6 protein-coding genes are annotated in these 12,966 nt (G+C 34.8%); 2 read left to right on the forward strand and 4 right to left on the reverse strand.

Translation table 11 applies throughout. The features are described from left to right. Positions 1-121: 121 nt before the first annotated feature. Complete coding sequence (locus NHG49_RS14045) at positions 122-304, forward strand: hypothetical protein (protein ID WP_000273229.1); 183 nt, start codon at positions 122-124, stop codon at positions 302-304. A 295-nt stretch (positions 305-599) separates the two neighbouring features. Here the strand turns inward: NHG49_RS14045 and NHG49_RS14050 are convergent, their stop codons facing one another. After that, on the reverse strand, positions 600-1,277 hold the full coding sequence (locus NHG49_RS14050) for an ABC transporter ATP-binding protein (RefSeq protein WP_064475433.1): 678 nt from the start codon (positions 1,275-1,277) through the stop codon (positions 600-602). An 11-nt stretch (positions 1,278-1,288) separates the two neighbouring features. Then, a complete protein-coding gene (locus NHG49_RS14055; RefSeq protein ID WP_064475434.1) occupies positions 1,289-2,722 on the reverse strand; it encodes an ABC transporter permease in 1,434 nt (477 codons plus the stop codon). A gap of 667 nt (positions 2,723-3,389) precedes the next feature. Here NHG49_RS14055 and NHG49_RS14060 point away from each other — a divergent pair. Continuing rightward, entirely contained in the window at positions 3,390-4,346 is a 957-nt protein-coding gene (locus NHG49_RS14060; RefSeq protein WP_064475435.1) for an alpha/beta hydrolase, read from the forward strand. Between the two features lie 86 nt (positions 4,347-4,432). Here the strand turns inward: NHG49_RS14060 and NHG49_RS14065 are convergent, their stop codons facing one another. Together NHG49_RS14065 and NHG49_RS14070 are read right to left on the reverse strand one after the other, a co-directional pair. Further along, the gene (locus NHG49_RS14065) at positions 4,433-5,887 is read right to left on the reverse strand and encodes a pyridoxal phosphate-dependent decarboxylase family protein (RefSeq protein ID WP_064475436.1); all 1,455 of its coding nucleotides are present in this window, start codon (positions 5,885-5,887) and stop codon (positions 4,433-4,435) included. Between the two features lie 55 nt (positions 5,888-5,942). After that, positions 5,943-12,953, reverse strand: coding sequence for a non-ribosomal peptide synthetase (locus NHG49_RS14070; protein WP_064475437.1), 7,011 nt, complete (start codon positions 12,951-12,953; stop codon positions 5,943-5,945). Positions 12,954-12,966: the final 13 nt, after the last annotated feature.

The following is a 12,966-nucleotide window of genomic DNA, read 5'->3' on the forward strand; positions in this document are numbered from 1 at the left end:
CTCTTTTTCAGTATTTATAAAATTCACCACATAATATTAAGTTATCCCCTTGTATTCTGTACATAATTTTCTTCAGGCTGATATACTATAAACACAATAGTTCTGGAAAGGTTATGATGTTATGTATGAACAACAAAATAATAGAGATAGAGATCAAAAAATGATGTTTTCTATGCAGGGAGTTCCCTCAAATAAAATTAACATGAATCAATTACCTAAATGGATTAGAATTTTTGGCTATTGTGCGTTTGGTTGGATAATAGTATTTAGTTTAATTATGATTGTAGGTTTAATTCTGCAATAACTATACAGATACACAGTTAAACGGGACAGCATTTAGATTATATATCTAGGTAATGTCCCGTTTTTTATGTGTGATTATCCCATGATATAGGTAACCAATTATAAGAAAAAGAACTTGTAGAATATCCTACAAGTTCTTTTTCAAATATTATTAAAAAGGGAACAACAAACTATTTTAACATTCAGTACAGGGAGACCATTTTGATTATGGCTTGATTTTATTATAAATCAAATATAAGCTTTTGAACGGACTAAATTTTGAAAATTATGTGAATTGAACAGCTACGATGTTTATATTAGATTTCATTTACGACCAACTTCTTCTTACTTAAATACACTGCACGATCTGATTTTTTAGCAACTTCCTGTGAGTGCGTCACAACAATAATGCATTTATTCTCTTTATGTGCAAGTTCTTGAAACAGTTCTATTATATCCATTGTGGTTTCCTCGTCGAGGTTTCCTGTCGGCTCATCTGCAATCAGTAAATCAACATTACAAGATAGTGCTCGAGCAATTGCTACACGCTGTTGTTGCCCACCACTTAGTTGCAGGACATTTCGTTTCGCTTCAGCTTCTGTGAGTCCTACTTTCTCTAATAACTCTAATGCCCTTACCGTCTTATTTTTCACTTTAACACCTGTAATTTCCATTGCTGTTAAGACGTTTTGAAGAGCTGTCATATAGGTAATTAAGTTATAAGATTGGAAAATTACAGATACATTTTGATTACGGTATCGATCCAAACCAATTTTTCTAATATCTTTGCCATTATACAGTACATAACCATTTTTAGGGACATCTAGTCCACAACCTAAACTTAGCGTTGTGGTTTTACCAGATCCAGATGGTCCTAAAATCGTGTAGAAATGCCCTTTTTGAAAAGAAAAGTTAACATTCTCTAGTATCGCTACATTTTTTCCATTACTTTCATAATAATAATCCAAATTTTTAAATTGTAAAATCGTTTCCATATTATGCCTCCTTATTCATCTTTTAAAAGAATTTGTTTTGGATTTAAACGTAGAATTGATAATGCTGGAAGAAGCGTTGCTATTATAGCAATAGCTAGTCCAACCCCCCCCATTTTCCCTACATCTTCTCCTGTTACACTTACATCAATTTTATCAATTGGATCTTCTTTTTGATTTTGTAGCGTACCACCAGGTCCAGACATCATTACAGTACTATTATTTCGCATGGTGTCCGTTTCTTCGCTTGTTGTAGCGATTTCACTCGAAAGTAAATTATCCCCGATATATTGAGAAACCTTAGCTCCTGTTGTTATGGATAATCCAAATGCTAAAATAGCGACACATACTACTTCTACTACGAACTGCGCCATCAGTTTCCATTTTTTCTCTCCAATAGATAACAGTATTCCCATTTCCTTACGACGTCCTTTAATTGATAGCATAATGATTAACCCTAATATAATCGCACCTGCAATTGATACAATATAAATAATCATTTGAGAAGTAGAAGAAATATTTTCGATAGGACCAATCATTTGTTTGTACAATGAATCATGTGCATCTAATTTATAATAATTAAAATCAATATTAGATTTTTTTGCTTCTTTTTTAAATGCATCAATATATTTTGGATCATTCAAGAAATACACGACTTGAACACTACTTATACCTTGGTCTACTTCTAATTTTTTCATAGTTGAATGCGGCATATATAGTTTATTAGCTGGATCCATAATAGGAGGAGCCTGTTGACCCATTGCTTGCTCATTCGTTTCGTAAATACCGATAATTTCAATCTCGAGGGTTTCCTTCTTATCCCCTGATTGCACTTTAACTTTGTCTCCTACTTTCAAATTGTTTAATTCCGCTAATCGTTTTTCCATTAAAGCTACATTCTGATCCTTCATTTGCTCTGTAATTGGTTTTCCATCAATGATTTTACTTTTTCCGTTTTTAAAGCTTTCTTGTAATGCAGTCTTGCGGACCCCCTCAATCATAAAAGAAGCATTCATATCTATTTCTGTACCAGAGCTTGAACCGCCTCGCACAGCCGCCATTCCCACTTTACCTTTTCCTTCTTCTTCTCCTTCTGAAGCTCCTACTAGTTTAAGTCCATCAGAAATACCGAAAGTGTTAGCTATGTAATTATAGTCTTTTACATACTTGGATTTCGCTAATTGATCTGTTTCTTTTGTTTTAAGCTTCGGTGGATTAGGCATCTCTCCAGTTTCTCGAGCTTGTTGACCTAATTTGTCAAAATCAAGACTTAAAGTAACATCTGCACCTAGTTTTTTTCTTGCTGCATCCGCAGCTTTTTTTGATGCATTTTGGATTGTGAACCCTGAAAGAACCAAATTTGTAACAATCAGAAAAACTGCCATCAAAATTAATGATGTTCCTATCCTTTTTTTCATACTGAGAATTGCACGTTTCATAAAATTCATTTTTTCTTACCTCCTTGATAACTTGTATTCTATATAGGTTATCTAGAGTCTATATGGAGCTAATCGGTAGTTTATCTAGAGATATAAGGAGTTTATGTGTAGTTATTCAATGACCTGGTCAAGAAAAACCGGAACACGAATCCAAAAACGTAATCGTTTTTGAATATTGGCAAGGAGGTTTTGGCCTTAGCTAGCATTGAATGAAAGCATACAAATCCATGCTTGAATCTACTCCTTTTTTAGCCAAATAAAAGGATTTTTTTTAAACAGTTATTTTAATTTGTACTGTTCTCCTATATTAATGCCTGCCCATGAGTATTTCCCTGAATTATATATTAAGGAATGAAAATGTATTAATTCATTCCGAGTATGAATTCAAATAGGTATCACTTGCAATATGTCATTAAAATAAAAGGATTATCACTTGGTTTAATTAGAAAACTAAGTGTACATAAATACAACGACATGAAAACACTTTGCTCCTAGATCCACTACTTGTATTATTGGTTACTTGAAACTCCTTCTTGAGAAAGGTTTTAATTTCCTAATATTCTGTTGACTGTTATCGCATATCCAATTTACAATTTAATTGTGATGTTCTTTCACAATTAAACTACTTAGAACACACTTCATTTATTTGAAAACAATTACAAATAGAGGTGTTAATATGAAAACAAGAGTAAATCCAGAGTTATTACAAGGGTTAGAGATGTTTCCGGATCTCGATTTACGCCCGGAAAACTTGCAAGCAATCAGAGAAGGAATAGCTCAAATGAGACCACCTACCGTTGTTGATGACTCCCTTTCGTTAACAGATGAAGTCATTGTTGGACCAGATGCTAATTCGTTACCATTAAGAATTTATCGCCCAAAATCAAATCATGAATCTTTACCTGTCTTATTATGGATACATGGTGGTGGTTATATCTTAGGGTCTATAGATGATAACGATGATACTTGTATGAGGTTTGCAAAAGAAGCTGGCTGTGTGGTCGTATCTGTAGACTACCGCTTAGCTCCTGAACATCCTTACCCAGCACCAATTGAAGATTGTTATTCAGCTTTAAAATGGATTGCTGATAATGCAGAGTCATTAAACATTGATTCGAATCGAATTGGGGTTGCAGGAGTAAGCGCTGGAGGTGGACTAACAGCAGCATTATCATTATTAGCCCGAGATCGAAAATATCCTTCGATTTGTTTACAAATGCCACTCTATCCAATGATTGATGATCGAAATAATACACCTTCAGCCAATGAAATTAAAGAGGGATTTGTTTGGAATCAGAAGGCAAATGAAGCTGGTTGGAAAATGTATTTAGGAGAAATGTATGGAGCGGATCATATCCCTGCCTATGCAGCACCTTCTCGAGCAGAGGATTATAGTGATTTGCCATATACTTATACATTTGTTGGTCAATTAGATCCATTCCGTAGTGAAACATTGACCTATGTAAGCAAACTAGCGCAAGCTGGTGTTGATGTCGAATTTCATTTATATCCAAATTCTTATCACTGGTTTGAAGGATTAAATCCAAATGCCGATGTATCTATTTACGCTGTGAACGAAATGGTACAAGCAGTAAGGACTGGTTTCAAAAGAGTATCTAAGGTTGAGGCCTAATCCCTTTACAAGAAAAACACTCCGTAAATATAATAGCCGATTCTCATTTAGAATCGGCTATTAATATGTAAAATTCACCTAATATATCAAGGTTGAGAAACAGATATAAGATGTTTAGGCGATGTGTTTATTTCCTCTGCCAACGCCTTAATGCTCATCATGATTTGAAGTATTTCTTCTAATGTTGTCCTCGGGTTGATAGAGCAAAGTCGAATTACTACTTTTTCTTTTAATTTAGTCGTACTTAGCATAGCAAATCCTCTTTGATTAATTTCTTCCACCAGTTTTTTGTTTATTTCATGAATTGTTTCTGTAGACGTTCGCTTACAAGGAATATAACGAAAAGTAACAATTCCTAATTGGGCAGGTGTTACTACTTCCCAATCTTTTTCTTTCCTTAAAAACTCTTCAACTTGTTCAGCCAACATAATACCATGATCAATTGCCTCACGAAAAGCTGTGACTCCAAATGCTTTAAAAGAAAGCCATACCTTTAATGCCCTAAATCTACGAGAAAGTTCAATTCCACGCTCCCCAAAATTCACTTTTTCTTCTATATTAGTTTCCGTATCCTTAATATACTCTGGGATCATACGGAACGTTTCACTTAAATATTGGCTATTTCGAATAAGTACACAACCAACATCATAAGGCTGAAAAAGCCATTTATGCGGGTCTAATGTCAAAGAATCAGCACGATGAATTCCTCTTAATAACTCCCTTCCTTTTTCACTGAGAATTGCTGCAGCCCCATAAGCACCATCCGCGTGTAGCCATACATCTTCATCACCACATAGATCAGCCAATTCATCGAGGGAGTCCACCGCTCCGCAATTCGTTGTCCCTGCATTAGCAATAACACAAAATGGTTTTTTCCCTTTTAATCGATCTTCTTTTATTTGCTTTCTTAAAGTACTAACTGAAATTCTTAAATCTTCATCTGTTTCAATTCGGCAAATTTGATGATGTTTAAAACCTAATACTTTAAGTGCTCGATCTACAGAAAAATGAGTTTGGTTAGAAAAATACACAATGGCATTTTCTATGTCATTATTCAGCTTGACCTGTCTCGCTACAGTAAGTGCAGTCAAATTAGCCATGGAACCGCCACTGACAAATAGCCCTTCAGCTGAATCAGGGAATCCTAGCATTGATTTTAACCAGTTGATTGTCGTTAATTCAATTTGTTCAGCACCTGCACCTACTATCCAAGCTGTAGGAAATACATTAAACCCACTTGCTAAAAAATCTGCTACTACACCAACATAATTATTAGGACCTGGCACAAAAGCCATAAAATGAGGATGATCCACATGAGTAATTTGATTAAACACATTGTTATTAAGAAAATGAAGTAACTCTTTTGGATTGGATCCGTTTTCTGGAATCGTTTCAATTAGCTTGTCTCTAAAAATATTACTATCAATCGTTTCCGAAACTGGTTTACTTTTTAAATGATTCATATGATCAACAATCAAGTCCACCGCTTGATATCCTAACTGACGCATCTCTTCGGCTGATAACTGCAAGTTTTTTGTCATTTGGTTTACTCCTATTCTATTTAAAAAGGCGAGTTCTTGCTCGCCTTTTCATTTTTTATAATTTGTAATCACCGATTGCCTGTATTGGATTTTGAAGAATCCTATTGATTAACTGATGGATGTGATTCAATATTTCCTGTATTTTCTCCGCTTCATATACGGATTGATCATATCCAAACTTTATTGTAAGTTTCTCTTCAGGGAAGCACATAATTCCATACTTTACATGAGGCTCATCAACAACTTCGTAATCTGTGATGGCAAAATTTCTGTTTTCATTTGAAGAAAAGATAGCTGAGTTAGTCGGATAGTTTTCAAAAACCCAAAGATGGTCAGTCAACTCAGTTTTTAATTCACTTTGTTTTTGTATATCAACATATGAATAGTATGCATACTCATTACATTTCAATGTTTCTAGTTGTACTTTTTGCAGGAAGTCCACAAAAGATTGCGTTTCTGTCCATGCTAGTCGGATAGGCAAAACATTTGTGAACAGACCGAACATATTTTCAATCCCTTCTACTTCGGGAGGTCTGACTGATACTAGATTAGGTAATACTACTTCTCTCATTCCGTTGTATTTGCCAAGCAATATTCCCCATACAGCTAGTAATGCCGAATTCATAGTTATATTGTTTTTAGTTACAAATGTCTGTAACTGATTAGTCAAATCCTTATCTAATATTAAATCCATAAATGTGAAATTTAACCCTTCACTTTGAGTTGATACTTTCTTTTTAGGAATACTAATTTTTCGATTGTATCCTGATAAATAATCCCGCCAAAAATGACGTGCTTTCTCATGATCTCGTGCTACAGTCCAATCTATGAATGTCTCAAAAGGTTTCACCATAGGTAACTCTGCCGTAGTTCCCGCATTTATTAATTCATAGAGCTGGAATAATTCGTCTATCAAAATGCTGACGCTCCAACCATCACATAATAAATGATGGGAACTCCAAACCACCTTATGCTCGTTATTTCCTAGCTGGAATATACAGAGACGGGTCATGAGTTCATCTTTTTTGAATCCTTGACTTGAATTTTCATTCATCCACTGGTCTAGGAATTCTTGCTGTTCTTGTTTCGTCATCTCAATCAAGTTTTTTATCTCTGAAATCATTTGAACATCGTGTAAAACAGCTTGCCAAGGTTGTGCTTGTTCATCTTGCACAATTATCGTCCTTAAAGAATCATGACGATCAACTAATTGTTGGAAACACTGAATAAAGAGATTAATATCCAGCTCCCCCTCAAGCGCCCAAATTGTTTGTTCGAAATATGCATTTGTATCAGGTTCAGTCGCAGCATGTTCATAAATAACTTCCTGGAAAGGTGCCAATGGGTAAATACGTTCTATTTTTATTTCTGGCATTTTTTCTTGTATTTTGATAAGTGTATGTTGATTAAGTTGTTTGTTTTTAACATTTAGTGATGTAATTTTATTATCATTCATTTTGTTTACATCACTTGTTTGCGAATTTGGAAGATGATCAAGCTTTTTAACAAATTGAACCATGTCTCCTAATATAGGAAATGAAAATAAATTTTTTGGCTCTAGCTCAAATCCTTGTCTATACAGTCTGACGGAAACTTGAATCGCTTTTATCGAATCTCCACCTAAGGAAAAGAAATGATCATTTACTCCAATCCGATCTACTTTGAGTACTTCTTGCCAAACACTAGTTAATATTTTTTCCATTTCAGTTTTTGGAGCGATAAATACTTCATTTGTTTGTTTCTCCGGAGTAGGGAGCGCTTTTCTATCTAATTTCCCGTTTGGAGTCAAGGGCAATTGTTCCAAATAAACAAAATAAGAAGGAATCATGTAATCTGGCAAGTGATCTCGCAAATGCTTTCGTAGTTCTGTTGTGCTAATATTTTGCTCAGTTACCACATATGCGACTAAAAATTTTATACCATACTCATCTGTCTGATCAATCACTGCTGCATGTTCGACTTGTTTGTAAGTGAGAAGACAATGTGCGATTTCTTCTAACTCTACTCGATATCCTTGAATTTTAACTTGATAATCTTGGCGGCCTAAAAATTCAATATATCCCTCAGGATGCATTTTTCCACAGTCTCCTGTCTTATAAATAAGACCAAAATCAGAATGTGATACAAATGCTTCATTTGTTTTCTGTTCATCATTTAAATATCCTTTAGCAAGGCCCACTCCCCCAATATATAAATCTCCAATTACACCAACAGGGCACATTTTCTTTTCATAGTTCAACACATAATACGTTTGGTTTGCCAAAGGTATCCCGTATGGAATACTCTTCCAATTCGATTCCACCTGTTTGACCGGATAATAAATTGACCAAATCGATGCTTCTGTTGCTCCTCCGAGTGAAACTACTTCCGCAATCGGAAAATGTCGTTTTATTTTTTCTGGTAAAGAAAGTGGAATCCAATCTCCACTATGTAAAACTAAACGCAAGGAAGAATGTTCAAAATGAGAACCTACTTGATCTAATGCCAAATCCATAATTGCAGGTACTGTATTCCAAATTGTAATTCCTCTACGTTCGACAGTACGGATTAATTCTTGCATGTCTCTTGGGTCACGAATCATTACCAACATTGCACCTGTGCTTAACGTTCCGAAAATATCGTATACAGATAAGTCAAAACACATAGAAGAAATACCAATAATACGATCATCTTCATTTACCTGATATTTTTGATTAATATCTTGAATGGTATTTGTAACCGCTTGGTGAGTAATAATTACTCCTTTCGGTTTTCCTGTACTTCCTGAAGTGTAGATAATATAGGCAAGATCTTCCGGACCAGCAATAGCAGGCATATCTTCTGTTGTATATAATGACAAGCGGTTTTCTGCATAAAGACTAGATTCTAATAAAAGTTTGCATGAGCTATTTTCTAAAATATATGTTTGGCGATCTGAAGGATGGTCGGGATCAATTGGAACATAAGCGGCACCTGCTTTTAAAATACCTATCATATTAGCAATTGTGTCAACTCGTCTTAGTGCTAAAAGACCAACTTTGTCACCTAGACCAATTCCTTGTTCTTTTAAAAAGTGCGCAACTTGATTGGAGCGCTTATGAAGCTCGGAGTATGTTAAGTAGTCCTGTTCAAAAACTACTGCTACTTCATCCGGTGTACGTTTTACTTGGTCTGTAAATAATTGATATAAAGTAGTCGACGGTATTTTTTCTGTTGTCTCATTGTATTGCTCAATTAAAGCATGGTCTGACTCTTTCATCTGCAAAGATGTTACGTCACTTTGTTTCACTAATTGTTCCAATAAGTCAACAAATTGGTGAAACATCGCTTCTATCACATCAACATCAAACAATTCTTCAACATAGTTCCAGCTAATTAATAACTCTCCATTTTTTTCAATTACCACATTATCCAAATACACTTGTGGAGTCCGAGCATGAATATGGCGAAGTGAACCAAGCTGTTCCCAAGCAAAAGCCCCCGCACCTGCTAACATCGAGGTGAAAACAATTGGCATAACTGCTTTTGGCGTCATTTGATGATATCGAGTAAAATCTCGAATGAAATTAACTCCATCGTAATGGCGATGTTCGAGACCATTTAATAAAGTAGATTGCGTTTCTTTTACTCTAGTAAAGAAAGATTGATCTGGATTCACATCAACATCCAACAAGATGAGTGAAGTGAAATCTCCCACAATTTGCTCTACTTCTTCATGAACAGGATAACGGTTAAATACAGTCAAATTAATTGCCAATCGACGTTGATTACTCCAATATGCCAATACATCACCATATATTGTACAAAGCAGAGCCGAAGGAGTTACTTCTTTCTCTTGTGCTAACTTTCGTAGCTTTTTCCATATTTCATTGTCCAGGATCTTAGTAAGTGATTGGAACTTAGGAGTAGCAATCTCTGCCGGATCCTTTTTTAACAGCAAAGAAGGCGCAAACGGAAAGGCAGGAAGCTTACTTGTCCAATAATCTTTTGCTGTTTTATATTCTGTACTTTGTTCCAGTTCATCATAGATAAACATGTAATCTTGAAAATCAAAAGATAGAGGTTCTAACCTTTGCTCTGGTTTATAATAATAATGAAACAAATCCTGTCCAACAATGTTCATACTAGCTCCATCCATTAATAAAGCATCGTATCGAAAACATAATAAATACGTGTCTTCTTTTACAAGAAAGGCTTTTAATTCAAACAAAGGCCATTGCCCCAAAGGGAATACATGGTTAGTCATTCGAGAACGTTCTTCTCGCAAGCGAGCATTTTGTTTCCCATCATCTAAATCTATGAGGCTCACTATTTCAATCTCGTAATCAGGAATATTTTCTAATATTTGCTGTTTTCCCTCTGGTAAAATTACAGCTCGCAACATTGGATGACGATAAATTACCTTTTGAAGACTTTTTGAAAGACGATTGATATCCAATTCTGTTTCATATTCAAAATATGTTTGAGGTGAAATACCACTTAATTCAAACTGTGAATTCCTTCCTAACATATACGCTGTCTGAACTTCTGTTAAGGGAAATGGCTTAGACAAATTTTTAACATGAGTTGGTCTATTTTCAAACCTTTCCTCTTTATGCTCTACCTCTATACAAGAACTAAGTTGAGCAATCGTAGGGTGCTTAAAAAAATCTGTTGTACTTATTTTCAAACAGTCTTTTCTTAATAAATTTATTACCTGTAATGCTTTAATCGATTCTCCTTTTAGTGCGAAAAAATTATCATGAATACCAATTCCCTCAATCTCCATAACTTTTTCCCATGCATGCACCAATTTTTGTTCAATTTCATTGCGCGGGGCAACGTATGGAATTGATACATAATCTGTTTGTGTTATCTCTAATAACCTTTTCCTATCTACTTTCCCATTTGGATTCAACGGAATCTCTTCCACCTGAATCATTTTTTCAGGAATCATAAACTCAGGTAATTTATCACTTAAATATTTTCTGATTTCATCAAAAGAGACCTTATTATCCGATACATAGTACGCAGCTAATAATTTCCTATTTCCATATACTTGATCAACAACGATAGCTTGGTTTATTTCTGGATATTCCCTTAACTGGCTTTCGATTTCTCTTAATTCAATCCGATATCCCCGAATTTTTACTTGATGATCCATTCGACCTAGATATTCAAGTTCTCCATTAGGCAACCAACGAACGAGATCACCCGTATGATACATCATTTCTCCTGCTGTAAAAGGACTCGGTACAAACTTTTCATCTGTCAGTTTAGATTTCCCAAGATACCCTCGTGCTACCGCCACGCCACCAATGCAGAGTTCACCCGGAATTCCAAATGGTTTTAATTGACCATACTTATTCAATATATAGGAATGATAATTCGGGTTGGGACTTCCAATCGTAACTTCTTTGGCAGAGCTCAAATCCTTTACTGTTGCACAAATGGTTGTTTCTGTAGGACCATAAATATTTAAAATTGTCGCTTCACTGATGCATCGGATTTTTTCAACCAAATCAATGGAAAATGCTTCTCCTGCTAACAAAATAGATTTTAAATCTTTTAGAAAACTTGCCCCTTCTGGATCACTCAAAATCACTTCCATTCGCGATGGCGTTGATTCCCATAAATCCACCTTATGTTCTTTGACCAAATAAGCTAATTCTTTTGTTGCGAACTGATCCTCTGTAGCAATAACTACTTTCGAACCTTGTGTTAAAGGCAGACATATTTCTAACAAGGAGATATCAAAAGATACACTAGCAAGAAACAAGAATGACTGATTATCTTTTACTTTTTCTCTCATTACACTTAAAAAATGGACAAGCGATTTCTGTTCCACCATTACTCCTTTTGGATTTCCTGTCGATCCTGATGTGTAAATAACATAAGCCAAATCATTAGGATGACTTTCTCGAACTAAATTACTTTCTTCACCTTGGAAGAAATGCCCCTCATCAAGATACAGCACTTCACCCGCAAATTGTGGCAATTCTACTTCTGTTCGCTTGCTCAGTAAACATTTTGCTTGACTATCTTGTAACATATATTCAATTCGTTCAGTTGGATAGTTAGGATCGATAGGTAAGTAAGCTGCTCCTGCTTTTAAAATCCCCACCATGCCAATGATCATTTCCAATGAACGATCTACCATAACCCCAATAATACTTTCTTTCGAAACACCTTTACTTTGAAGAATAGAAGCCAATTGATTTGCTTTCTTATTCAATTCTCTATATGTCAAAGATTGATTATTACAAACAACAGCAATTTGATCTGGGGTTTTTAACACTTGCTCCTCAAACAAATCTTGAAATGATTGAGACAATTCTATGTCCGCCTGACCTTGATTCAATTCTTCTAGCAATTCTTTCTCTTCTTCTGAAATGATACAAATATCTTTCACAGCCAAATTCGAATTTGTTGACACTTGCTTTAAAACATAAAGATATGAATTTGCAAACTGTTGCAAAGAAGAAAATGAATGAGACTTGAAAGAAATTTGAATTTCAAATTCATTATGTATTTCATTCCATTTTCTTTGTATCCAGATGGCTAAATTATTCTCTGCATATTCTTCTAGCAAATTTTCGTTATGTAATCCTTCCATCCCAATAACAATTTGAAAAGGAGTTAAATTGTGTTTAATTAATAATTCAGAGAGCGGATACTCCTGATTTTCATACCCGAATAAAGTCTTTTGTTCAATCTGATTTACTACTTGTTTAAAGCTGTGATGCGGATGGATTTCATTTCCTAAAGGAATCAATTTATTAAGATTCTCGCTTTGTTCAATATTCTTTTCAATTACAGGAATACCAATAGTAATCCTTTCTTGATCTGTATAGTGTGCCAAACAAATCCTTAACGCGGCCTGTAACCAGCTAAATAATAATAAATCTTGAGACTTAATTATTTTTTGTATACTTTTACTAAACTCTACATTCATTATGACTTGAACGTGCTCGCAAGGATTTTCTTTATTTAGTTGGTAACCGCTATTAAATACAGAAAAATCGAGAACCTCGGAAGATAACTGCTCCTTCCAAAACGCCTCTACCCCTTTATTTTCATGAATCGAACTTCGATCTTTAATGTGCATTTTTATCTTTATC

The organism is Bacillus sp. IBL03825, from assembly GCF_024712505.1.
Lineage (GTDB): Bacteria > Bacillota > Bacilli > Bacillales > Bacillaceae_G > Bacillus_A > Bacillus_A wiedmannii.